22 protein-coding genes are annotated in these 25210 nt (G+C 53.8%); 7 read left to right on the top strand and 15 right to left on the bottom strand.

Annotated elements, in window-relative coordinates:
• Window positions 1–13: 13 nt before the first annotated feature.
• Both U5L07_11620 and U5L07_11615 read right to left on the bottom strand, forming a co-directional pair.
• Window positions 14–391 carry a response regulator transcription factor gene (locus U5L07_11620; GenBank protein MDZ7832390.1) on the bottom strand — a complete coding sequence of 126 codons (378 nt, stop codon included), beginning with the start codon at window positions 389–391 and terminating at the stop codon, window positions 14–16.
• A gap of 238 nt (window positions 392–629) precedes the next feature.
• Window positions 630–2729, bottom strand: a complete 2100-nt coding sequence (locus tag U5L07_11615) for a PAS domain S-box protein (GenBank protein ID MDZ7832389.1) — start codon at window positions 2727–2729, stop codon at window positions 630–632.
• Window positions 2730–3689: 960 nt separating this feature from the next.
• On the opposite strand from U5L07_11615, the gene U5L07_11610 reads away from it, so the two are divergent.
• The 7 genes from U5L07_11610 (at window position 3690) to U5L07_11580 (ending at window position 10278) form a co-directional block, all read left to right on the top strand.
• On the top strand, window positions 3690–4238 hold the full coding sequence (locus tag U5L07_11610; protein MDZ7832388.1) for a response regulator: 549 nt from the start codon (window positions 3690–3692) through the stop codon (window positions 4236–4238).
• A gap of 17 nt (window positions 4239–4255) precedes the next feature.
• Window positions 4256–5458, top strand: coding sequence for a response regulator (locus U5L07_11605; GenBank protein MDZ7832387.1), 1203 nt, complete (start codon window positions 4256–4258; stop codon window positions 5456–5458).
• A 3-nt stretch (window positions 5459–5461) separates the two neighbouring features.
• On the top strand, window positions 5462–7216 hold the full coding sequence (locus U5L07_11600; protein ID MDZ7832386.1) for an ATP-binding protein: 1755 nt from the start codon (window positions 5462–5464) through the stop codon (window positions 7214–7216).
• Window positions 7182–7559, top strand: a complete 378-nt coding sequence (locus tag U5L07_11595) for a response regulator (protein ID MDZ7832385.1) — start codon at window positions 7182–7184, stop codon at window positions 7557–7559. Before U5L07_11600 ends, U5L07_11595 begins: the two co-directional genes overlap by 35 nt.
• A gap of 24 nt (window positions 7560–7583) precedes the next feature.
• Window positions 7584–7829, top strand: a complete 246-nt coding sequence (locus tag U5L07_11590; protein ID MDZ7832384.1) for a hypothetical protein — start codon at window positions 7584–7586, stop codon at window positions 7827–7829.
• Between the two features lie 167 nt (window positions 7830–7996).
• On the top strand, window positions 7997–9061 hold the full coding sequence (locus U5L07_11585) for a PilT/PilU family type 4a pilus ATPase (GenBank protein ID MDZ7832383.1): 1065 nt from the start codon (window positions 7997–7999) through the stop codon (window positions 9059–9061).
• A 173-nt stretch (window positions 9062–9234) separates the two neighbouring features.
• Window positions 9235–10278 (top strand): type IV pilus twitching motility protein PilT, encoded by a 1044-nt coding sequence (locus U5L07_11580; GenBank protein MDZ7832382.1) that lies wholly within the window; start codon window positions 9235–9237, stop codon window positions 10276–10278.
• A 54-nt stretch (window positions 10279–10332) separates the two neighbouring features.
• Here the strand turns inward: U5L07_11580 and U5L07_11575 are convergent, their stop codons facing one another.
• The 13 genes from U5L07_11575 to U5L07_11515 form a co-directional block, all read right to left on the bottom strand.
• Entirely contained in the window at window positions 10333–11670 is a 1338-nt protein-coding gene (locus U5L07_11575) for a YihY/virulence factor BrkB family protein (protein ID MDZ7832381.1), read from the bottom strand.
• A gap of 63 nt (window positions 11671–11733) precedes the next feature.
• Window positions 11734–12396, bottom strand: a complete 663-nt coding sequence (locus U5L07_11570) for a class I SAM-dependent methyltransferase (GenBank protein ID MDZ7832380.1) — start codon at window positions 12394–12396, stop codon at window positions 11734–11736.
• A gap of 45 nt (window positions 12397–12441) precedes the next feature.
• Complete coding sequence (locus tag U5L07_11565) at window positions 12442–14667, bottom strand: DNA translocase FtsK 4TM domain-containing protein (GenBank protein MDZ7832379.1); 2226 nt, start codon at window positions 14665–14667, stop codon at window positions 12442–12444.
• A 13-nt stretch (window positions 14668–14680) separates the two neighbouring features.
• The gene (locus tag U5L07_11560) at window positions 14681–16333 is read right to left on the bottom strand and encodes a ribonuclease J (protein ID MDZ7832378.1); all 1653 of its coding nucleotides are present in this window, start codon (window positions 16331–16333) and stop codon (window positions 14681–14683) included.
• Between the two features lie 24 nt (window positions 16334–16357).
• Entirely contained in the window at window positions 16358–16690 is a 333-nt protein-coding gene (locus U5L07_11555; GenBank protein ID MDZ7832377.1) for a hypothetical protein, read from the bottom strand.
• Window positions 16691–16795: 105 nt separating this feature from the next.
• A complete protein-coding gene (locus U5L07_11550; GenBank protein ID MDZ7832376.1) occupies window positions 16796–17248 on the bottom strand; it encodes a four helix bundle protein in 453 nt (150 codons plus the stop codon).
• Window positions 17249–17391: 143 nt separating this feature from the next.
• Window positions 17392–17889: a methylated-DNA--[protein]-cysteine S-methyltransferase gene (locus U5L07_11545; GenBank protein MDZ7832375.1), complete on the bottom strand. Its 498-nt coding sequence runs from the start codon at window positions 17887–17889 to the stop codon at window positions 17392–17394.
• Complete coding sequence (locus U5L07_11540; protein ID MDZ7832374.1) at window positions 17882–19150, bottom strand: DUF362 domain-containing protein; 1269 nt, start codon at window positions 19148–19150, stop codon at window positions 17882–17884. Before U5L07_11540 ends, U5L07_11545 begins: the two co-directional genes overlap by 8 nt.
• Before the next feature lie 420 nt (window positions 19151–19570).
• Window positions 19571–19759, bottom strand: coding sequence for a ferredoxin (locus U5L07_11535; GenBank protein MDZ7832373.1), 189 nt, complete (start codon window positions 19757–19759; stop codon window positions 19571–19573).
• 127 nt (window positions 19760–19886) lie between these two features.
• Window positions 19887–20831 carry a hypothetical protein gene (locus U5L07_11530; GenBank protein ID MDZ7832372.1) on the bottom strand — a complete coding sequence of 315 codons (945 nt, stop codon included), beginning with the start codon at window positions 20829–20831 and terminating at the stop codon, window positions 19887–19889.
• 4 nt (window positions 20832–20835) lie between these two features.
• Window positions 20836–23136: a cysteine synthase gene (locus U5L07_11525; GenBank protein MDZ7832371.1), complete on the bottom strand. Its 2301-nt coding sequence runs from the start codon at window positions 23134–23136 to the stop codon at window positions 20836–20838.
• A gap of 272 nt (window positions 23137–23408) precedes the next feature.
• A complete protein-coding gene (gene tmk, locus U5L07_11520) occupies window positions 23409–24059 on the bottom strand; it encodes a dTMP kinase (protein ID MDZ7832370.1) in 651 nt (216 codons plus the stop codon).
• 15 nt (window positions 24060–24074) lie between these two features.
• Window positions 24075–25037, bottom strand: coding sequence for an HD domain-containing protein (locus U5L07_11515; protein MDZ7832369.1), 963 nt, complete (start codon window positions 25035–25037; stop codon window positions 24075–24077).
• Window positions 25038–25210: the final 173 nt, after the last annotated feature.

The raw sequence follows: 25210 nt of genomic DNA, 5'->3' as shown, positions 1-25210 counted from the left end.
AACCAATCGTTTCTCAGGCACTTGGGCCGGCATCAACGTGTATCCATTCGATAAGCGCCGATAGCTTCTCAAAATCTTTGGATTTATCGAAAAAATAATCCGCCCCCAAATCCATGCATTTTCGTCGGTATTGGGGATATGGATAACTCGTGAACACGATGACAACCGGCGGATCAGGATAGGCTTTTATGGTTTTGAGCACATCCGTGCCGCTGCCGTCCGGCATGCGGAGATCAAGAATGACCACATCGGGGGAAACGGCATCGAGGCGGTTCAGGGTGTCTTCAATGGTGCTGGCCTCATAAATCTGATCCGTGGCTGAAATGCCATGGATGGCCGCTTTTACCCGATCCCGGATAATACCGGAATCATCTGCAATAAGTATCTTCAATATTTTTACCCCGCTTTATTCGATTTGACAAGTTTTTCAGGCGGGCCCGGTGGCCCGTCCTACTTTTTTGGCAGGCACGGTGGCCTGCCCTACGTTGGGTCGGCTTTTTGGATAATTGCGGTTGCATGCTCTATGTAGGGTCGGCCACTGCGCCGACCGCTTTTTCAGGCAGGCGCGGTGGCCTGCCCTACGCATGGGGAAAACCCGATCAATATTGGGGCAGGCACGGTGGCCGGCCCTACAAACTGATCGGCACCTGCACCCGAACGGTGGTCCCTGACGGCCGGGCCCGATCCACAGTCAGCGTGCCGCCCAGGGCCCATGCGCGCTCCCGCATGCCGAGGATTCCGAATGAATTTTGGGTGTTAATGCGCTGCAGATCAATAGCAACGCCGTTATCCCGTATTTCCAAAGCGATCTGTCCATCACCGACGGTCAGTTCGACTTCCACCCGGCTTGCGGCGGCATGGCGATAGACATTGGTGAGTGCCTCCTGGCAGATCCGGTAAATGCCGGTGGCCGTCTCATCAGCCAATTCCTGCTCAGGGGTATTGGTGCTGAAAACAGAATGAATGCCGGTACGCTGCATAAAATGATCCACATACCACTCAAGCGCCGGAATCAGGCCGAGATCATCCAGCATGCCCGGCCGCAGATCCGCTACCAGCTGCCGGGTTTTATTATTCAAATAATCAATCAGCGTGACCATTGAATCCGTGCTTTCCGCCAGTTCCGGATTGACTGCCCGCAATTTTTGGCCCAGCTGCAGGGTGTCTATCCGTAAACCGGTCAGGGCCTGCCCGAGTTCGTCATGCAGCATCCGGGCGATTTCTGCGCGTTCTTTTTCTCTGACCTCCTCAAGATGCGCCGAAAGCCCGCGCAACTGCTCCCGGGATTCTATAAGTTCGGATTCAGCCGCCTTGTATTCGGTAATATCCCGCAGCAGGGCCACAACACCAATGATCTGTTCCTCTGAGCGCAAGGGGTAATAACTGATCGCCAAATCAATCACGCCGAGTTTCGGATGCAGCCGTTTCTCCTCAATATACAGATTTTCTCCGGCCAGGCACCGATCCAAGGAAGACTTAATGGCAGTTTGAAAAAAATTTTCACCCATTATGGCCGCCACCGGCCGGCCGACGATCTCATGTTTGGGCCTGCCCTGAAGCGCTGCATAGGCAGAATTAACTACCTGATAGACATAGTTCTCATCCACAATCGCGATAAAATCCCCGGAACTTTCAATCGCCATCTGGTAAGCCAGCAGTTTTTCCTCGTATTGCTTGCGCTGGGTGATGTCTGCGGCAAAGCCCTCGATTTCAAAGTCATCCTCTGAAATCCGACGGTTGATCCGGGCATTTACCAGCATCCAGAAGGTGCTCCCGTCGGCCCGGTACGCCTCGTATTCGACATTTTCCGCATAGCCCTTTTCCTTGATCTGGGTGAGAATATCTTCGCGGTCTCCGGGATCAACATAAAGCTGGGTGCTCAGATCGGTGAAATATTGCCTGGCCTCCTCAGGCGATGCACAGGCCACCATCCGGGCCATTTCCGGGTTGCCGTCCAGCCCTTTGCCTTTTGCCGTGGTCCAGAAGATGCCGATGGGGGCGTTTTCAACCAACGCGCTTAATCTCTCTTCGCTTGCCCGCCTGGCCTTTTCTGCCTGCATCCGCACATCCATCTGTTTTTGAATGGACTCGCGCATGGTTTTTTCTATGCTTAGCGATGCTGCCAGGCCCCGCTGCACGATAGCCAATGACAGGGCGGCGACAGCGTTTAATAAAATAAAATTAAGGGAGATAACAAACCACCGCTCCATGGTATGGGGCGCAGGGTCGATCCACGGGGGCGCCTGGCTCCCCAACATAGCCCCTATAACGGCAAGGGAGAGTATATTTAAGCCGAGTGCAGCAAATGCGGCGCGAATGCCCAGGATAATGCCCGCAATGATCGGAAATGCGAACAGCCATAACGGCCCCGAGGCCGAGGGGCCGATAACCAGCATCAACACCATGCCCAGGATATAGGAGCCGATGATGATGGCATAAGCGCGAACAATAAATGGGATTTGCCGGACAAAGAAAAGGATGACCACCATCGCGTAGATGGCGGTATCAAAAAAGACCACCAGCCATCTGCCCTCCTTGATGCAAAGCCGCACGCTCGGCACAAAGGCAATCCCCCCAAAAATCACCCCGGTTAAAAGGATGCTCCAGACAATCCGCTCCCGCCAGTAAACCAGGCTATCCTGGGACAAATGCGCCTGCGGCCGGGTCCACTTATCCAGAGAATCGAAAAAAGCCTGAAAAATGCGGCGCACCTGGTTTAAAGACGACATGCCGTTTAGCCTACGGTTTGGGGGTGACTCCGGTATTGGTTGACGCGATTGATAAGTACATGAAAATTTTCATACAAATACGCAAGTATTAGAATGATTGAATTTGCCCGGCCGGTCAACTGTAAAAACAAATTTGTCCGGTAAATTTGTTCTGGCGATAAAACCCTTAACCAGGGGGCTATTCGCAGTAAGGTCGGCACGGTGGCCGACCCTACGATGGGGGCGGTTTTTCCCCCATTTGTAGGGCGGGTCACCGCGCCCGCCTTAAAATAATAAGGTCGGCACGGTGGCCGACCCTACGAAGGTTCGGTTTTGTTCGTATTTGTAGAGCGGGCCACCGCGCCCGCCCCAATATTAATCGGGTTTTTCCCCAGGCGTAGGGCGGGCCACCGTGCCCGCCAACGTATGACAGGGCCACCGCGCCGACCCCGCCCCGTACGATTTTTGCTGCCCGGAAAAATTCGCCCGGCTGTGTATGTTTTTATATTGACACATACAATATTACAAATTAAACTCAATTAAATTAAACTCAACTAAACTCAACTAAATTTAATTGAGTTCAATATAACGCGTCAGGAACTGGGCGCGGCGTCATTTTTTCCTCCGTTCTGCCGGCCCCCTCCGGAATTTTCAGGGGTCCGGTTAACGCTTCTAAAAAACTTATCGGGTATTAGGTTTTGGGTATTAGGTATTAGGTTAATGAAATCAAGAATTTATGGTCGGCACGGTGGCCGACCCTACGATGGTTCGGTGTTGTTCGTATTTGTAGAGCGGGCCACCGTGCCCGCCCCAATATTAATCGGGTTTTTCCCCATTCGTAGGGCGGGCCACCGTGCCCGCCTGAAAAATAGATAGAACAAATTTACCGTGCCTCAGTGCCTTTAAAGTTATTTTTAGGCTCGGTCCCGGGCGCACGGCCCGGGGGGAATACTTTCAAGCAATGGCCAAACAAAGGATATCATGAATCCAAAAATATTTAATGCCAGCGAAGCAGCCGAATTCTTAGGCGCCCACGTGGAAACCATCCGCCGGCTGGCCCGTAAGGGCCAAATTCCCTCATTTAAAGTCGGCAAGGACTGGCGGTTTCGGGAAGACGACTTACTGCACTGGGCTGAAAACCATCACCTGAGAAATCAGCCGCCGGTGGTCCTGATCGTGGATGATGATGCGCCGGTTCGGAACCTGGCCCGTCAGATTTTAGAGCGGCAGGGCTACGAGGTTCGGGAAGCGGCTAACGGCGCTGACGGACTGGCCATATTTAACCGGGAAAATGTGCAGTTTGTCCTGTTGGACCTTCAGATGCCGGAAATGAACGGGGTTGAATTTCTTACCCACCTTCGCGGCTTTGATGCGCATGTCCCCGTCATATTGATTACCGGGTATCCGGACAGTCAATTAATCATGGACGCCATGCAGCAGTCCCCGGTGATGCTTTTGCCGAAACCGCTGGAAAAGGAACTGCTCCTGCGGGTGGCAGGCGTATTTTTACCCAATAATTCAAAGAACTAAAAACAGGTAACCGAATCATGAACCCTTCTATTACTGAAGCCCCCAAAGAAGCCCAAATACTTGTGGTCGATGATGAGGCGCCGGTGGCGCAACTGGTGGAACAAACCCTTTCAAAAGCCGGCTATACCTGCCGGATGGCTGAAAACGGCAGACAGGCGCTGCGGATTTTAGAACAGGAACCGATCGATGTGGTGGTATCCGATATCATGATGCCTGAAATGGACGGGGTGACCCTGCTTAAAAAAGTCAAAGCCGAATATTTTGCGGATGTCATGCTCATGACCGGATTCACGGAGGATTACAACTATGAGACCCTTATACGGGAGGGGGCCAGTGATTTTATCACCAAACCCTTCAGCCCCCGGGAACTGCTGCTCCGTCTGAAGCGGGTCTTAAAAATGCGCTACCTTTTAATCGAGCGCGATCAGATCAACGCAGAGCTTGAGGCAAACGTTGCCCGCATGGAAACGGTGAATACGGAATTAAAACACGCCATGACGGAACTGCAGAGTATGAACCAGCAGCTTAACCAGTCCTATCTGGATACCATTAACCGGCTGTGCCTGGCGGCGGAATATAAGGACGACGACACCGGGGACCATATTACTCGCATCAGCCGCTACTGTGAGATGATGGCCCAAAAGCTCGGCCAGCCGGAAGAATTCGTGCAGCTCATGCGCTATGCCTCCCCCATGCATGACATCGGAAAAATCGGCATACCGGATCACATCCTTTTAAAACCGGGCAAGCTTACGACCGAGGAGTTTAACGTCATCAAAACCCATACCACCATCGGCGCCAATATTCTTTCCGGCTCCCAGGCCGAGGTATTAAAGCTGGCGAACGAGATTGCCCTAAACCATCACGAGAAATGGAACGGCAAGGGATATCCAAACGGCCTGGCCGGACCGGAGATCCCATTGAGCGCCCGTATCGTCGGGCTTGCGGACACATTTGATGCTTTAACCACCAAACGGCCGTACAAAAACCCCTATCCCACGGAAGTGGCGCTGGATATCATCCGATCGGAACGGGAAAAACATTTTGAGCCGGTGGTTGTGGACGCATTCCTTGATGCCATCGATGAAATCCGGGAGATTAAAGCGGCGATTAACAGCCCGGATAACACGGCGGTTTCTGATTTTATCTGGAGCGAACGCGATATTGAAAACGGGATTTACCAACACGCTGATATCAAACAGCCATCTGCGGGGAAATAACGCATGGGAATGAATCTGGAAGCGATGACGGACGGGCCGTTCTCCCGGAAGCGAATGGTGCTTATCATTCGGCTGCTGGTCATTATTATTACCGCCTATGTCATTGTTTTCACCCCGGCCAGCCCGGACGTCAAAAACTGGGGCTATATATTTATCGCCTTCTACCTGTTTACCAACCTGGTTGTGGCGGCCGTGCCGGAGACGTTTTTTTTCGATGACCGGGTGTTTTATTTCATCATCTTTTTTGACAGCATCATGCTGCCCGCCGGCATCTATTTCTCCGGGTATGTGGGCTCGGATTTATATCTTATCTACTTTTTGATCCTCTGCCTCACCACCATGAGCGCCCGATTCCATTATCTGATGGTCAATATCGCCATTTTTGCCGCCATTTATGCCTGGATGCTCTATCAGAACGGCTTGCTCACCGGGTCTGAGTCCATCAGCTACGCATTGCGGATTCCGTTCATGGTGACCATCGCCCTGTTCTACGGCTATATCGTATCCGCCCGGATGAACGACAAGGAGGATCGGCTCAGGACGGCTAATGAGCAGTATGAACAGATCGTGCAGGCCACGGATGTGCTGGTTTACAGCGTAGACAAAGCGGGGCACCTGTTGTTCGCCAATTCCAAATTTGTGAATTATCACGGGTTTTCAAAGGAAATACGCCTGCTTGGCCGGCCATACGCGGACCTGTATGCAAGCGACGAGAGCCGCGTATTTTTGGATAAGGTGGACCGGGTTTACCAACACAACGACATGGTGCAGTTTGAATCCTATGACCAAACAAACCACCGATGGTTCTCAAACACCCTGAGCCCCATCCGGAACCCGGCGGATAACAGCGTCTTTGCGGTCTGCGTCGTTGCCAAAGACATTACCGAGCGGGTGGAGCGCGAAAAGGAGCTGGACAGCACGATTGAACTGCTGCGCACCACCCGGGATCAGCTGATTCAAAAGGACAAGATGGCGTCTCTCGGCCGCATGGCCTCCGGCGTGGCCCACGAAATCCGCAATCCCCTGGAAATTATCGCCATGGGGGTGGATTATCTGGATTTCAACCTGCAGGCGGCAGGCGATAATGTGCATCAATCCCTTGAAAAAATCTCCAATGCGGTGGATCGGGCCAACCGGATCATCGATGATGTGCTGTCTTTTTCCAGAAAATCCGATTTTCAGGTCAAAGATGTGGCCATCTGCGAACTGCTGAAAGAGGTTATAACCCTTGCCGCCCATCATATAGATAAAAACGGCGTGACCGTGCGCCGGGATTATGCGGATGAATCTATTAAAGTGGCGGCGGACTGGCACATGCTGGAGCAGGTGCTTTTAAATCTTGTGAACAATGCGGTGGATGCCATAGCCGAATCCCCGCAAAAGCATCTGGCCCTCCGGGTGTACCGCAAAAAGGTGACAACCGTCGGCTACAAAACCGGCTACCGCCGCGCGGATTTTTTCAAAGTCGGCGATTCCATGGTGGTCGTTGAAATCGCGGATACGGGCAAAGGCATTTCCGAGGACGATTTTCCGAAAATCTTTGAACCGTTTTTTACCACTAAGGACACCGGCAAAGGCACCGGCCTTGGCTTGAGTCTGGCCCATATGATCATGGACCGCTTAAGCGGCACCATTGACGTGGAAAGCCAGGTGGATGAAGGCACCACCTTCTATGTCAAGCTTCAGCCTTGGGGAGAAAACAATAACACAGGGGAGTTAATCAATGGCCGAGACCAAAAAAGTCCTGATCATCGATGATGAAGAGGATTTCTGTTTTTTTGTCCGGGAAAATCTGATCAATACCGGCATGTTTGATGTGTTCGTGGCGACCAACGGCCGCTACGGCATTAAGCTGGCCCGGCAGGAAAAGCCGGATATCATTCTGCTGGACCTGATGATGCCGGATTTAACCGGCGAAGAGGTGGCGGATGAATTAAAGGATTATGCCGCAACAGCGGAAATCCCCATAATCTTCGTCACCGCCCTGGCCACCCGGACTGACACGGGTGAGAGTAGTTTGAAGAAAACCGGCAGCGCCTATTATATTTCAAAGCCGGTTCGGACCCGGGAGCTGGTTGGGGCCATCAATGAAGTGATTTGAGGCGAAAAGTTTAAGGAGGCGGGCATGAATGAAAGCAACGACCGAATGGAAGTCCATATTTTTACCCGGCAGTTCAAGATTGTGGGGAATCTGAGCATCTACCCCGGCGTGCGCCTCACCGATTACATGAATGAATCCAAGCCCTTTGTCTCTGTCACCGACGTGGTGGTGTACGACCGGGACGGGCAGCATGTTTTCGCCGCCGGATTTTTAAACTTAAGGCGCGATGAGATAGAGCTTATCCTGCCTTCAGCCGAGTTAAAGGCATAGATATAATAGATATAATCGGTGGATGCATAGGGGGTCGGCACGGTGGCCGACCCTACGAAATTCCATCAATAGCGTAGGGCGGGCCACCGTGCCCGCCAAAAATTATATGGAAAAAATTCCCAAAAACAGAAAAAAACCGGTTAAGTTTTAGCAGTGGAGGCATCGGAATGGCCAAATTAGATAAGGTTTTCAAGGCAGCTGCGGATTTAAACGCCTCTGATGTGCACATCGCCCCTGGCGAGCCGTTTATCGTCAGGCGCCTTGGCCGCCTTAGAAAATTAAAAAGCCCGGCGCAAACCCCTGAAACCTGCAAACAGCTTATTTTCGAGCTTCTGGATGAAAAACAGCAGGCCACCCTGACGGCGGAGGCCCAGCTTGACTTTGCCTACGAGGTCCCGGAACTCGGCCGCTTCCGGGGCAGCGCCATGATGCACCAGAAAGGGATGAGCGCGGCTTTCCGCTTGATTCCGCCGGCGATACCCACGCTTGAATCCCTTGAAATGCCGGCGGTGGTGCAAAAAGTTCTGGACCAGCACCAGGGCCTGATCCTTGTCACCGGCGGCACCGGCCACGGCAAAACCACCACCCTGGCGGCCATGGTGGATTACCTTAACACCCAACGGCCGCATCATATCTTAACCATAGAGGATCCCATCGAATTTATTCATCCGTTTAAAAAAGGCGTGGTCAACCAGCGGCAGATCGGCAAAAACACATGGGCCTATGCCAATGCGCTGAGAGGTGCGCTGCGCCAGGACCCTGATATAATCGTGGTGGGCGAGCTAAGAGACCTTGAGACCATCTCCATGGCCATCTCCGCGGCTGAGACCGGCCACCTGGTCATCGGCACCCTGTCCACATCCAGTGCGCCCAAGACGGTGGACCGGATTATCGACTCCTATCCGCCCAAGGAGCAGAACCAGATCCGGGCCATGTTAAGCGAGTCCCTGCGGGCCGTGATCACCCAGCGGCTGATTGCCCATACCGATCAGCAGCACATGGCCCTGGCCCTTGAGGTTCTGATCGGCTCCACCCAGATGGCCAATCTCATCCGGGACGCCAAAACATTTCAGATTCCTTCCATGATGCAGACCGGCAAAAAACTCGGCATGCAGTTAATGGATGAATCCTTGCTGGCCTTATATCAGTCCGGCCGAATCTCTGCGGAGGATGCGGTGGCCAATGCGGCCAATCCGGATAAAATGAAAATCCAGGTTAAAGAAAGCAAATAACGGGACAAACTTTTTTGCCGGTCAAGTCCATATCATGGGGCTGTAAGCATATGGACGGTCGGCACGGTGGCCGACCCTACAAAATTTTTCGTAGGGCGGGCCACCGCGCCCGCCATTTAACTGGCAGGTGGTTGCGCCTGAAATGAAAACCCAGGTTAAAATTTGAGGCAAATATGGCAGCGATTGACCAATACTTCAGAGAAATGCAGGCAAACGGGGCGAGCGACCTGCATATGGTCGTGGGGTTTCCGCCGCTGATCCGGCTTAAAGGGGAACTGGCCGCCCTGGATCATCCCCCGCTTACCGCAGAATCAAATGAACACATCCTTTTTGAAATCTTAAATGACGAACAGCGGGCCTCTGTCCAAAATGATCTGGATTTTGACATGGCCTATGAACTGGAAGGGGTGGGCCGCTTCCGGTGCAATATGTTCTACCAGCACCGGGGCATTGCTGCGGTTTTCCGCATTATTCCCACCGATATTTTAACCCTTGAGCAGTTGAACCTGCCTGAGATTCTCAAGACCATCGCCTGTTATACCAAGGGGCTGGTGCTGGTGACCGGTCCGACCGGCAGCGGCAAATCCACCACGCTTGCGGCCATGATCAACTATATCAATGAAACACGCGACGGCCACATCATCACCATCGAGGACCCGCTGGAGTTTGTGCATCCCAACAAGCGCTGCCTGGTGACCCACCGGGAAATCGGAACCCATGCCAAAAGCTTCGGTGATGCCCTGCGGGTGGCCAGCCGGGAAAATCCGGATATTGTTATGGTTGGCGAGATGCGGGATCTGGAAACCATATCCCTGGCCTTAACCTGCGCGGAACTGGGCATCCTGGTGTTCGGCACCCTGCATACCAACAGCGCGGCCAAGACCGTGGACCGCATCATCAACGCATTTCCCACGGACCAGCAGGCCCAGGCCCGGACCATGCTCTCGGAAGCCCTTCGGGCGGTCATCGCCCAGCAGCTATTGCGAACAAAAGACGGCAAAGGGCGCTGTGCGTCCAATGAAGTGCTGATCGGCTCCCAGGCCCTGGCCAGCATGATCCGGGGGGCGAAAATATCCCAGATCAGCTCCATAATTCAAACCGGCACCGCTGCGGGCATGCAGTCCATGGATCAGCACCTGAAGCAGCTGGTCCAGCAGGAGCGCATCACCCGCGAAGCAGCATATGAAAAAGCCATGGACAAGACGATTTTTTCATGAAATCTGCTTAATTGTTTGGTGCGTCCCTAAACACTAAACATGCCCGCACCGGAATTAAATGTCTTTGAGCAGCCTGTTAGCCGGGGATCTCTCGATGGCGGCATTAAACTCTCTCAATGTCTCTGACAGGTCGAGAAATGCCTCTGTTTTGGCAACCGGGATTGCGTCGCCGCCTTTATTCTCCATTGCTTCTATGATGGAAGCGACGGTCAATTCGTTTATGTCGCGCGCCGGCTGGCAGGCAATATTTTCTCCGTCTTTCGGTGCGGTTTGGGATACAAGACCGCACTCTGAAAGGTTAGAGACAATTTCCTGAACCAGACGGATGGGCATCTCCAGCCGATAAGATATTGTCCGTATGGTCATCGGGGCCTCCCCGCGCATGAACTGCGTGACAAGCAGGTGGATAACCTGCACGCTCAACAGTTTTCTAAATGAGAGGCTCATATCCTTTCTGTCCGGTTCAAAATCATATGCCTCCACATTCTGGTGGGCGCAGGAGAGTTCAGCCCCGAAGAGCACAATTAACCAGCTGAGCTGCAGCCAGACCAGAAACAGCGGCAATGCGGCGAAGCTGCCATAGATGGCATTGTACTGGGCAACCCCCACCTGGAAAACAATATAGATCTTCTGCACGATGACAAAGATGGTTCCGGCCGCTATACCCGCGATCAGCCCGGAAGCATAGTTGATCCTTGCGTTGGGCATGAAAAGGTATAAAAAGGCGAATAGAATCCAGATCAGGCCATACGGAAGAATTTCAATCACCAGGCTGATAAGCGGGGAGAACACCCCCAGCAGGGCTATCTTTTCGGTTATCTGGCTAAGTTGAGTGGCGACCATGACGGTGACACTGCTGGACATGATGAGCAGAACCGGGGCGATAAGCATTATAGAGAGATAATCGCTGAATTTTCTCCCAAAAGAACGGGCGGCTTTTATTCTCCAGATATCGTTTAGCGAAAATTCGATTTGGCTCAGAATACGCATGACCGCCCAGAGCAGAACGGCAACGCCCACACCGGCAATGATGCCGCCTTTGGTATTTTCAAGCATGTTCCGGGAAAAATCGATCACCTGCAGAATCACCTGTTCCTGGCCGCTGAATTTTTCCAGGAGCTGGTCTTCAAGATGATTCTGAAAGCCGAACCCTTTGGCGATGGCAAATGCCATTGCCACCATGGGCACAATGGAGAGAAGCGAGTAGAAAGTCAGCGCCGAGGCGCGAAGCGTGCACCTGTCCTCAATGAATTCTTTTATGGCGATGACAACCACCCGGGTGTTTCTAATCAGAAAGCCTTTAAACCGGGTTAAATCCTTTACACGGGTTCGCCAGATATCATACTGGACAAACCGTATGACAACAGATACCCAGCTCAGCCAATTCTTCATGAACAGTTCCTCCCTGACTTTTCCTGTGACAGATGATTAATGGCGTGCGCGACGGATTCATCATTAAATTTCATTTGGATAGGTTTCTTCTGCAGCAAGCAAGGGATCAGCCGGCCGCCTGCGCTGCAGGACGCCCAGGGTCTTTGTCATGGGAAGCTCATTAAAAAGCCCGGATGAAAGGGCCAGCTGGTAAATATAGTAAGGCGCCTGACCGCCTGCTTCCGGATTTTTGAAGATATCATGGATCAGGAGATAGCCGCCGGGCATAATATGGCCCGCCCAGGCGGTATAATCGCCCATTGCAGCCTCATAGGTGTGGCCGCCGTCTATAAAAACAAGGCTTAAGGGCGTGGACCAGAACCGGGCGACAGCCGCCGAGCGGGCAGCTATAGGGGCAACCGCGTCTTCCAGGCCGGCCTTAAAAAGGGTCTGCCGCAAAACCGGCAGGGTATCGATCATCGCGGTTTTCGGATCATAGGTGTCCGGATCAAAATAGCCCTCGCCCGGCTGCTGCTCTTCCGAGCCGCGATGGTGGTCAATGGAAAATAGAATGCCCCCGTTTTCCCGGCAGGCCGTCCCCAGATAAAGCGCGGATTTGCCGCAGTAGCTGCCGATCTCAAGGCACGGCCCCATCCGGCTGGCCAGACCCGCCATTTCATACAGCCGGCGGCCTTCTTCTTTATCCAAAAACCCCTTAACCGAATCAATCAGCGCATCATCCAGCATAGACCCTACACCCTACACCCTATACCTTACACCTTATACCCTTATTTACGACATCTCCTCATAATTTCTCGCCAGCACCTCCCTCGGCTTCACCCCGTCCGACGGTCCCACCACGCCTTCCTCCTCCATCACCTCGATAATCCGCGCGGCCCGGTTATATCCGACCCTCAAGTGCCGTTGGACCATGGATATGGATGCCTGGCCGGTCCGGGCAACCAGGGCGACGGCCTCGTCATAGCGTTCGTCATAGTCCTTATCCTCGGCCCCGTTTTTCTCCGAGGTCTGCTTTTCAAGCACTTCTTCGTTATAATCCGGCGATTTCTGGGTTTTCAAAAACTCAATAATGCTTGAGACCTCTTCTTCGGTGATAAAGGCCCCATGAATCCGCTGAAGCTTGGCGGTGCCCGGCGGCAAAAACAGCATGTCGCCGTTTCCGAGCAGTGTTTCCGCGCCATTGGCGTCGATAATGGTTCTGGAATCCGTCTTGGAGGATACCTGAAAGGAAAGCCGCGTGGGGAAATTTGCCTTAATCACCCCGGTCAATACATCCACGGAGGGCCGCTGGGTGGCCAGGATCAAATGGATGCCGGCGGCCCGTGCCATCTGGGCCAGCCGGGTCAAGGCGACCTCGACATCCCTTGAGGAAACCATCATCAGATCCGCCAGCTCATCAATGATGAGCACCACGTATGGCAGCTTCTCCAGCACCGGGGCATCCGGTTCCGCCGGCTCTGAAGCGGATTTTTGGACTTTGCGGTTGTACTGGTTGATATTTCGGACCTTGTTTTCAGAAAGCAGCTGATACCGGCGCTCCATCTCCTTCACCGCCCAGAAGAGCGCATTGGTGGCCTTTTTCATGTCCGTAACCACCGGGGTGATGAGATGCGGAATATCATTGTAGGCGGAAAGCTCGATCCGCTTGGGATCGATCATGATAAATTTAGCATCCTCCGGCGTGGCCTTGTACAACAGGCTGCAGATCATGGTATTCAGGGCCACGCTCTTTCCGGTGCCTGTGGCACCGGCAATCAACAGGTGCGGCATGGTCTGAAGATCGGAAACCACAGGGCTGCCAACAATATCTTTGCCCAATCCCAATGTTAGAAAGGATTTGGATTTTTCATACTCCGAGGATGTAATGATATCCTTAATCGTCACCACTTCGCGCTGTTTGTTCGGCACCTCAATGCCGATCGCAGCTTTTCCGGGAATCGGGGCGATGATGCGGATGCTCATGGCTTTAAGCGCAAGCGCCAGGTCATCCGAGAGGTTGACCACCTTGTTGATTTTAATCCCGGGCGCGGGTTCAAACTCAAACCGGGTGATGACCGGCCCTGGGGCAACAGTCACGACCTTTCCTTTGACTCCGAAATCATCAAGTTTCTGCTCGAGCAGATGGGACATCTCCCGCAGATGCTCATGATCCACCGAATCGGCAACTATTTCCGAGTCCTTTAAAAACTCGAGGGCGGGCAGGTGGAAGCCGCTGCTAAACCGCATGGATTCAAAAACCTGCTGCCTGGGCTTAGGCGCCGGCACCGGCGATTTTTTTTCCCGGGACCACGGGGCCTCCTTGATGGTGATATCTTCTGCAGGCGCTTTTTGCGGCGGCTTCTTTTTCTTGGGCGGATTCTTTTCAGGCGCGGCTTTTTTCGGCTTCTTCCGGGCTTTCTTTTCCTTCTGTCTCTCTTTTCTCCATTGCCTGAAATTGGCAAAAATGCCCTGAATCCGGGTAAATGCCATTCCAACCATCCGGCCGAAATTCCGCAGCACCCCGAGAAAGGACACCCCGGTGGTCAGGATAAAGCCGATAATAAAGAACACCGCCAGAATCACCGTGGCGCCGGTGGCATTGGAATAGGCCAAAAGCATCGTTCGCACGGGATGTCCGATCATCCCGCCGGCCGCATAGCGGCTGCCGAATATCTCGTAGGACTCGCCATAGATGGCAAAAAGGCTTCCGGTCACCACCGTTAAAATCAAGCCGCCGCCGGCAATCAGCAGCAGGGCCTGGGCCGAGCGCTCTTTGAAAAACTCGATACAGGCAAGCATCAGCAGAACCGGTATCCAGAATGCCCCCACCCCGAAAAGTCCGACAAATATCCCGGCAATATGGGCGCCCATCAGGCCGAAAAAGTTATGCACGCTCCCGCTGGTGCCCACATGATGCACCGAGGGATCGGCCGGGCTATAGGTCACCAGGCTGATCAGGGTAAATATCACCAGAAAGAACAGAAAAATGCCCAAAATTTCATTTCGCATGGATTTCATGGAGTAACTATCCCTACACCGCCGTTATTATCGGCACCACCACGGGTTTTCGCTTCATGGTAAAATTAAAGTATTCCCTGAGGGCACCGGGCAGCCGGTTTCGCAAAAACGCCGCGCAATCCGGGGGCTGTTGGACGATCATATCATCCACCACTTCCAGAACAATGCACTTGGCGTCTTCCAGGATATGCCCGGTTTCGCTTTCAAACACAAACCCTTTGGAGACAATTTCCGGGCCGTGGATGACAAAGCCGCTGGTTTCATCAAGAACCAGAATCACCACCACCACCCCCTTTTCCGAAAGCAGCCGCCGCTCCTTTAAAACCGATCGGCCCACATCGCCGATTCCCTTGCCATCGACCAGCACCCGGGTGGTGGCCATCTCCTCTGCAATCCGGCCGCCCTGCCCGTCAAAACAGATAATCTGGCCGTTTTCCGCAAGCAGCACGTTGTCCTCGGGGATCCCGCATTCTGCGGCAAGCCTTGCATGATGATACAAGTGCCGATACTCCCCGTGGATGGGGATGAAATAGTCGGGCATGGTCATGTTGATCATCATTTTCAGTTCCTCCCGAAAGGCATGCCCGGATACATGGATCTCGGAGATGGTCTCATAGATTACCTCAGCGCCTTTTCGGAAGAGGTTGTTGATGATCTTGGCAATCGCCTTTTCATTGCCGGGAATAAATTTGGAGGACAGCACCACCGTATCCCCGGGCGCGATCTTTATCTGTTTGTGCATGCCGGCAGACATCCGGGTTAGCGCGGACATGGGCTCCCCCTGGCTGCCGGTGGTTAAAATCACCAGCTCATCCGGGGCAAAGGCCTCAATCTGATTGATATCGATCTCCCGGTCTTCCGGAATATGGAGCAGTCCCAGATCCTTGGCGATATTGACACTCGACTCAATGCTTCTGCCGTTAAATACGAGTTTGCGCTGCGTATTGGCGAGGATATTGACCACCTGCTGAATCCGGGCGATATTTGAGGCAAACAAAGCGATGATCACCCGGCCGCTGCTCCGGGCAATAATCCGGCCCAGGGTCTCGCCCACCCGTTCATCCGATATGGTGTGTCCCTGCCGCTCCACATTGGTCGAATCCGACAGCAGGGCCAGTATGCCCTGGTCTCCCAGCCGGGCAAACTTGTTAATATCTGTCATCATGCCCGGAATGTTGGTCTCGGCCAGCTTGAAATCCCCGGTATGGACCACCAGACCTTCCGGCGTATTGAGCGCAAAGCCCACGCCATCCACCACACTGTGGTTTACCCGGATAAAATCAAACTCAAACGGCGGCAGCCGCAATTTCCGGTCCGGAGCGATCGGCACCAGGGAGGCGGCTTCAAGCAGCCCGTGCTCTTCCAGTTTATGCCGGATCATACCCAGGGTAAACGGGGTGGCATACACCGGAACATTGACGTCCCGCAGCAGATACGGCAGTGCGCCGGTGTGATCCTCGTGGGCGTGGGTGATGACAATCCCCGCCACGCGGGAGCGGTTTTCCCGGATATAGTCCATATCCGGAATCACATAATCCACCCCCAGCATATAATCCTCGGGAAACATCAGGCCGGCATCCACCACAACCAGCGTGTCCCGGGATTCAAACACCATCATGTTCAGCCCGATTTCCCCGAGCCCGCCTAAAGGGATTATCTTCAGCATGCTGCCCGCCACCACTTCATTTTCTCAGGTCCTCAGTTCCAGCCGCTCAAACATGGCATCCAGAAAATCCATGAGCCATGTCTTCTGGCGGGCTGTGGCATAAGCGATACAGTTGCACCGGATACGATTTTTGGTTCGAATCAAAAACTCAATGGCAACAGACTGCTCGCCCAGCCGGACGGCGGCATAAAAGGGCTGGCAATCGGCATGGGCGGTTTGTGTCTCCGAATACACCGATTCATCCAGCGCCACCCAGTAAAGATCCCCTAATTCCGCCGGACCGCAATGCGACTCCAGATAGGATTTTAATTTTTCATGATCCCCCGGACGCAGTTCATCAATAACATACTGTTTCATATATTAATCCTTAGCATGCCGAAAATCCAATTGCAAGCATCTAAGGTCGGCACGCACGGCTAATTTGTTCTAACCGCAAAATCCATACCCCCGGTCCTGTTAACGCTAAGGTTGGGATTCGTTTTCCTCGGGATCGAAATCGCTATCGGGATCGAAATCGGGATCGGGATCGAAATCGATGCTGTAGACTTCCTGATCCTCTCGAACTTGGTATCCTCTTCCGCCGAGACGGCTGAGCATCGCGGCCATACGGTCGAGTTCATCCTTGCGGTTCCGGCTTTCCATCTTGTCCAGCGCCTTGCCGACAACCAGCACATCTTGAATCGCCGCCCACTCAAGCGCGGAGCCACGAGCGATTTCGAAATAACGCCTTCGGTCGGCTTCCGCGGTCTTGCCATTACCTTCGGCGATATTGAGCGGTATCGACTGGCTGGCCCGAAGCCATTGATCCCGGGCAGGCCGATGGACTCCGTTCAGGCTGTCGGCCTTCTCGTAAACCCATGCAACGTAGCCTATTGAAAGGCGATAGACGTCCAGTTTTTCGTGTCCAAGGGTCATATTTTTTCGATTTCGATTTCGATCCCGATCCCGATAGCGATTTCGATTTGGATACAGAACAAATTAGCCCTGGGTCGGCACGGTGGCCGACCCTACAAAATGTCTGCATTATCGCGTAAGGCAGAAAAACAGATAGAATAAATTTACCGCGAGTTTCCGGCCTCAAAATCAATGAGCCACCGCTTAATTTCCGGGCCCGCGCCGAAGTTTCCGATGCGCCCGTCACTGCGGATCACCCGATGGCAGGGGAGAATGAGGGGAAACGGATTTCCGGCCAGGGCGCTGCCCACAAACCGGCAGGCCCGGGGCTGTCCGATGGCCGCGGCCATCTGTTTATATGTTTTTAATGACCCATAGGGGATTTGGGCGGTTACGTAAAGAACTTTCCGCTGGAGTTTGGTTAAATGGGCCATGACAAGAAACTGCCAGGGCGGAAAAATGGGCCGGCCGTTGAAATAACCATGGATCAGTGCAAATATCTGCTGCAATTCTTCAATTTCCGGCATACCGGCCGCATGCTGTTGTCTAAGCCGGCCCGGCTCTGGCAATTCCAGGGCCGTTAACCGAAAAGGGTGGGTTTGATACCGGATGGCCACCGGCCCAAGCGGGGTATCAGCAGCAGCGCATGCCGGTTCATTCATCGGGGATGAAATCCTTCAGATTGCCGTTAGCATCAAAGGCAGGCGGCGCCCAGTCGCCTATCCGGGAAAGTGCGGGATTAACCTGGATTTCGGATTCCAGCGGCCTGGATACCTGCAGATAAGAAAGGCTGGCTGTATGCTTGATACGGACGAGTCGCAGACCCGGCATTTCCGCCACACCCGTGGTTTTTGCACAGGCCGTCAGACACTCACGGTCGGTTTCAAAATGCATGGGCAGGGCCGCTTTTTCCGGAGAAACGGCGGTTACCGCATTGACAAAGGTTTTCTGCCAGTCAACCGCATCCGCCAGCCGGCGGGTGGTCACATCCGCCAATCCGATGCCGTTGGCATTGCCACCCGAGGCAGGGGATAGGCCTCTTACAAAAATGCGCTTCACATGCGGGGCGCTGTAAAAATCCCCCGCAATATCCCGGTGACGGCCGGTCACATTGGAGTCCATGCCGATACCGGAGATGTCTTTGCCGATCTGATCAATAATTAACATATCGATTGGATCAAACGGAATGGCCGGCATCATCTGCTTGGCCTGCAAAAGGAGCTCTTTTTCGCGATCAATCATCGTCTCCGGCAGCAGGGCCGCGATATGGGAAAGCCGGCTGTATCCATCTTCCAGCACCCCCACGCCGAACAGAATGCTCAGGTGTTTGAGCAGTTTTTCGGCCGCCTGTTCAATAATGCCAAACCCTCGGGTAACTGCGGCCCGGTGAAATGCGGCCGCACCGTCCGCCTTGCCAAGGCCGATGGTCAGCATTTTGCAAATACCGCTTTCAATGGCGCGGCTGAACTTGGTGTGGGGCTTGATCCGATTAATGGGCACGATATAGTCGGCGTCAAGCGCGGCGGTTGAAACATAAAGCGGCAGATCCGCCCCCAGCGACGCTATGGGCCGGGCCTTCATTTCCGCTGCAATGGGCGCCTGCATAGTGCTCTCAGTAATGTTAAAACCAGCCAGCACCGCCCTCTGCCCCTTTGACGTGGCCCCGCCGTGGCTGCCCATGGCCGGCACGATAAACGGCCGGAACCCCTTGTCTTCTAAAAACCGCAGGCACTGAAAAACAAGCGCATCCAAACGGGAAATGTTGCGGCTGCCCACGCAAACCGCCACGGACGCGCCATTTTCGCTGCCGAGGGCTTTTTCAATCGGCGCCATGGCCGCCGCAAATGCGGCCGGCACATCGGCAATCTCACGGCTGACCAGGGACTGCCGGATAACCGCCATTTCAGGCAACAGCCAATCCATTGAACGTGACCTGTAAACAATTAAAGGTTTGGGACAATGCCATTAACTTAAGATTAAAAATTGGCTCGGTTGTCATTTCGAGCGGCAGCGAGAAATCTTGTAATTAAATGATTTTTTTAGATTTCTCGTCACTGTCGTTCCTCGAAATGACAGGTGCTTAATGCTAAAGCACGGTAAATTTGTTCTATCTATTTTTCAGGCGGGCACGGTGGCCCGCCCTACGAATGGGGAAAAACCCGATTCATCGTAGGGTCGGCCACCGTGCCGCTCGCGCGGGACTGAGTACGATGAAGTTTTTTAGAAGGGTCATATGCGTATTTAAGAGTTTGGATAAATAATTGTCGAAAGGGCTTGGGAAAGGCAGGCAAAGCAGCTTCCCCGATTAACGGATAACCGGGGAAGCTGAAAGTGAAACAGGGGCTAGGTCTCTTCAACCGTAATCGCGCCGGGCTCGCAGACTTCAATGCAGGATTCGCAGCCGAGGCACTCCTCGGCGTTAACCGGAACCGATTTACCATCTTGAATTTCAAATACCTCAACCGGGCAGACATCAACACATTCTTCGCACCCTTCACACTTTTCCGGATCAACAATCGGATTAAACGCCATTTTTCCAATCTCCTTTCATCAATTAATTGATATGAGAAAAATTTCTCTTTTATCCAAATACTTGGCCCAAACACAAAGCTAAAGAGGAATCTCATATCCCAATTGATAAAGGCAGTCAAGCCCCTGCTCATATTTTTTTAACTGAGAGCAGATTAAGCAGTATGCGACCGGTTTTTCCAAAATCTGCCGGGGACGACTGATCCGGTTCAAGCAGCTTTTCCAGGAGCTCCGCCGGCGTGCTTGCCGGCAAAACCGCCACAGTTAACTGCATTTGCGCCGCCTCCGCCGTCAGACCGGTGGCAGCCGGCGGGGTTATCGATTCAGGGGATTGGCCCTCAGCCAGTTCCCGCCAATAATCAGGCAGCGCCTGTTTAAACGCCTCACCCGGCGGCCCTTGATCAAAAGTTTGCGCAATTTGAACATTGGGCACGAATTCAAGAATATGCTCAAATACGGCCCGGCTGGTGGTCAGCAAAGCGGGTACCGGCCCGGTTTCCACTGCGGCCAGGCGAAGCCATGAGGTAATCCGGTTTCGGGTCTGGTACTCGCCCAAATCCTCCGGACTATGTTTCTCAGATGCCGGCAGGCGGGTTTCCGCATCCCCTTTCAGGTCTGAAAACATTTGTTTCCGCGTACGATCCGATGCCGTAAGTTCCTCGTGAAGCGTGCTCTGCTGCATATCAAATGCCTGGGCCAGGTAAAGAAACAGCCGGGCCGTATACATGGGCGCCGGATCCGCCTGCGGCGTTTTGGTCCCCAGAATTTCGGACCGGATTTCCGCGGCAAAGGTTTCATTGTAAAAGTCCCCGCCGGCCGGCACCCTGAATGCCTCCATATGCCCCTGATGGGCCATGCCCCAGTGCTGGGAGCGTTGGGCCGCATCGAGGATTTGCGCCTCATCGCCTGTCACCGGCGCCCGGAATTCAACGCGGCCTTCCCGGGCAGCCTCAGCCACCGGTGCCGGGGGTTGGTCCGAGAGCGGCTGGTATACGATAAAAGGGCCGACATACTGATTGATTCGGGCGATCAGCTCGCCGGATACGCATGTGAACGGAAAATAGACCGGTTTCACGGTATTATTCACTCCTTCCGAGTTTTTGGTCATGGACGTCAATGCCTCTGGCCTTGAGCTCATCGCGGATGCGGTCGGCCTCGGCAAAATCGCCGGCCTTTCTGGCCGCTTCCCGCCGGTCCATCAAGTCCTGCACGTCCGAATCCATCCGGCCGGCGGGACTGAAGTCAAAGATTTTCAGCACCTGATCGATATCCCTGAAACTCTCCAGGATTTTCTCGGCATCCGCTGCAGCCAGTTGCCGGTTATCAATCAGGCGGTTAATCCGACGAACGGCCTTGAACACGGCGGCAATGGCATGCGGCATGTTCAGGTCATCATCCATGGAATTGATAAAACCCTGCCTGATGTCATAGACCAGCTGATCGATTTCCGGGTAGGGCTCGCCGGATGAGACATTTAAAAGTGCCTGGACACAAGCATCCAGACGGTTCAATGTATTTCTCGCCTGGATCAGCCGGTCCCGGTCAAATGTCAGGGGCTTGCGGTAATGCCCGGAGAGCAGCCAGAACCGGATTTCCCGGGCCGTATATCCCTCCCCGAAAAGCACATCCAGGCCCGGCAGATCCTGCTTTTCACCGCCATCGCCCTGGGCTGCCGGGTCAAGCCCAACCCGCTCGCAATGGAGCCAGTAGCGGGCCAGCGGTTTTCCGGTCAGCGCCCGGGCAATGGCCATCTCATTTTCATGGTGCGGAAACAAAAGATCCCGGCTGCTGGTATGAATATCAAAGGTCTCGCCCAGATACTTCATTGACATGGCCGCGCACTGGATGTGCCAGGACGGCCGCACATTGCCCCATTTGGTTTTCACATACAAGCCCCGTTTCAGGTCGGAAAGCCGGACCCGCTTTAACAGGGTAAAGTCCTTGGGATTGTTTTTTTCATAATCATCCAGATCCACCGTGGCGCCGAGCCTGATCTTGTCCAGATCAATACCGGAGAGGCCGCCGTATTCATCCAGGGCGCTGATATTAAAATAGACGCAGCGCATTTTTTCATACGCAGCCCCCTTATCCACCAGGTCCCGGGTGATTTCCACCATGTCATTGACGTGTTCACCGGCCCTGGGGTATTCATCCGCCGGCCGGATCTGAAGCGCTGCCAGATCCTGTTTAAAAAGCTCGATATAGCGCCCGGTAAATGCAGCCAAATCCTCACCTGCCGCCTCCGATCCCTGAATGGTCTTGTCGTCATAATCGGTGATGTTCATGACATGGGTCACCTCATAACCCCGGTAGGAAAGATAGCGGCAGAGGATATCGGCAAACACATAGCGGCGGCACTGGACGATATTCATCCGGGAATCGGCGGTGGGGCCGCAGGAGTAGATGGACACGCGGCCGGCCTTTAACGGCTCAAACGGCTCCACCGAGCGGCTCATGGTGTTAAACAGCCGGATGTCATCCCGCTTTTTGACTTCAAAAATCGGCGTGCTCAGATACCGCTCCCCGCTGTCCGGGAATATGGTCACGATGGTGCCCTGCTCCATGGCTTCCGCCTGCTGGGCGGCCACCGCCATGGCCGCCCCGCTGCTCATGCCCACGAACAGGCCCTCTTCGCGGCTCAGGCGCCGGGTCATCTCAAAGGCGGGCTCGTCATCGATGTTCACCTTTTCATCCAGCCACTGCTTGGCGAATATCTCCGGCCGATAGGACTCTTTCAGATTTTTCAGCCCCTGCAGTTTATGGCCGAAATACGGCTCCACCCCGATAATCCGAATGTTCGGGTCATATTCCCGAAGCCGCCGGGATATGCCCATCAATGTGCCGGTGGTGCCCATGGTGCCGACAAACATGGCCAATTCGCCTTCGGTCTGGCGGATAATCTCCTCTGCCGTGCCTGAATAATGGGCCATCCAGTTGGCCTCATTATTGTACTGGTCGGTCATGAAATATTTTTCCGGATATTCCCGGGCCAGCCGGTAGGCCTCTTCGATGGCGCCGTCGGTTGCCAGATGTCCCGGGGTCAACAGAATCTCCGCCCCCCGGGCGCTTAAAATCTTCCGGCGTTCAATGCTGACGGATTCCGGCATGGCCAGAAGCAGCCGATACCCTTTGACCGAGCAGACCATGGCCAGGCCGATACCCGTATTGCCGCTGGTGGCCTCAATCACCGTCTTATCCGGGGTTAACTGTCCGGAACGCTCCCCGGCCTCGATCATGGAGAGCGCCGGCCGATCCTTGATGGAGCCGCCCGGGTTCATGTATTCAATTTTGGCGAAAATACGAACCCTCGGGTTCGGGTTCAGCCGCTGTATTTCCACCAGCGGGGTATTTCCAATGGCATCTAATATGGTTTTGCCCATCAACTCGCCTCTGTATCGGACTGTCAGGGTTCAGGGTTCAGGGTTCAGGTTTCAGGGTTCAGGGTTTAGATTTCAGTGTTCAAAACAGGCATTATAAATCTTGATCCCCTGTTTCATTAACTTTAGCCTTCCGCCACTGTCATTCCGAGAAGCGACAGCGACGAGGAATCCTAAGATTTCTCGCTGGCGATCGAAATGACAACCGAAACAATTCTCATTCTTAAGTTAACGGCATTTTCCTGACACCTGAACACTGAAACCCGCCCCCCAGGTTAAGCCTCTTGCCCTTTGGCCCCAAGCCTTTCCGCCAGCGCGGTTAAAATATCCTCTTTAACCGCATCTTCATCCCGGGCCCCATCAACTACAATAAACCGGCCCGGCTCCCGGCGGGCCAGTTCCAGGTAGCCCGCCCGCACCTTTTGGTGAAAAGAAAGCGCCTCGTTTTCAAACCGGGTTTCACGGTCGGTGCGATCCCCCTGGCTTACCTGCTGCCAGGCCCGCCTAAGTCCGACGGACGGCTCCAGGTCCAGGACAAAGGTGATGTCCGGCTTAAGATCAGCCAGCAGCCGGGCGTTTAAATCTTCGATCAACCCCATATCCAGTTCCCGGGCATACCCCTGGTAGACCACGGTTGAATCATGGAACCGGTCGCAAATGACGGTTTGCCCGTCTGCCAGGGCCGGCCGGATCAGTTTCTGTACATGCTGGTTGCGGTCTGCCGCATATAATAGCAGTTCCGTCACCGAATGGATATCCCGGTTTTCCGGATCCAGCAGGATGGACCGGATCTGCCGGCCGACGGCCGTCCCCCCAGGTTCCTTGGTTATCCGGCACCGGTGCCCGGCAGCGGTCAGAAATTCGGCTGCATGACGAATCTGGGTGGTCTTCCCCGAGCCCTCGATCCCCTCAAATGTAATAAACATCTATTTATTCTTTCTTTATTCCGGATCCGGCGTCATCGCCGCCTTGTAAAAAAACCGGTCCAGCGGCCTATGATAACTGGTCCAGTCCTCATCCGCCGCCTGCTTATCCATGAATTCCCGGATACCGGTTATCTTGGCATCAATTTCATCCAGGTAATTAAGCATCACCGCTTCCAGGGTTTTGGGCGGCTCAGGGGAACCGTATTCCCGATTGCCGTGATGACTGACTATCATATGCTTGATCAGCATGGCGGTCCGGGGCGGGAAGTCGCGAAGCATGGCGATTTTTTCCTGGACCATCTCTACTCCGATCACGAGATGGCTGACCAGCCGGCCCTCGTCTGAGTAGTCAATTTGCCGCTCATAGCGGAACTCCTTAATTTTACCGATATCATGGAGGATCGCGCCGGTCAAAAGCAAATCCCGGTCAATGCCGCTATAGTGGTCCGCAATCCGATCCGCCAGGAGGACGAGCGACAATGTGTGCTCGAGCAGGCCGCCGAGATAGGCATGGTGCATCTTTTTGGCGGCCGGCGCGGTTTTGAATTTTTCCACAAACGCCGCATCCGACCAGAAGGCGGCCAAAAGGGCCTTTAGATCCGGGTTGGCCATGGAATCCGAAACAGCCTTTAATTTTTCAAACATGGCCGATGGATTCCGGCGGGTGGCCGGCAAAAAATCCGCTTTATCCACATCCGCTGCCGCCAGCGTTACCATGGACTGAATCACCACCTGAAGCGTCCCCCGGTATTCGGAGACATTTCCCCGAATATGGACAAAATCGCCGGCAGCCGGCTTTTCGGTTAATTCCTCCACATTATCCCAGACCACCCCTTTGACGGTGCCGGTTTTATCGGATAATACCCCGGTAATATACTGGCCGCCGTCCTTTTTCCGGGACAAATGCTTTTCCGCGAGCACAAAGCTGTCGTTTACCGCTTGCCCGGATTTCAGATCACTGACAAAGATATTTTTCATTCTGGCCGCCTTTATGATAAAAGCTTAAAAGCATTAAGCTGAAAAATTGGTAACGTTCAAAAGACCATCATGGATCTATACTGAAAAATTCGATGGGCTTCAAGGCCAGATAACCAGAATCCCACGGTGAATTTGTTCTGGCGAACGACCCCATAACCATGGGGTTTCTCGCA

This window comes from Desulfobacterales bacterium, from assembly GCA_034520365.1.
GTDB lineage: Bacteria > Desulfobacterota > Desulfobacteria > Desulfobacterales > Desulfosalsimonadaceae > M55B175.
The sequence above is the reverse complement of the archived record's forward strand: the minus strand, read 5'-3'. Positions and strand labels throughout refer to the sequence as shown.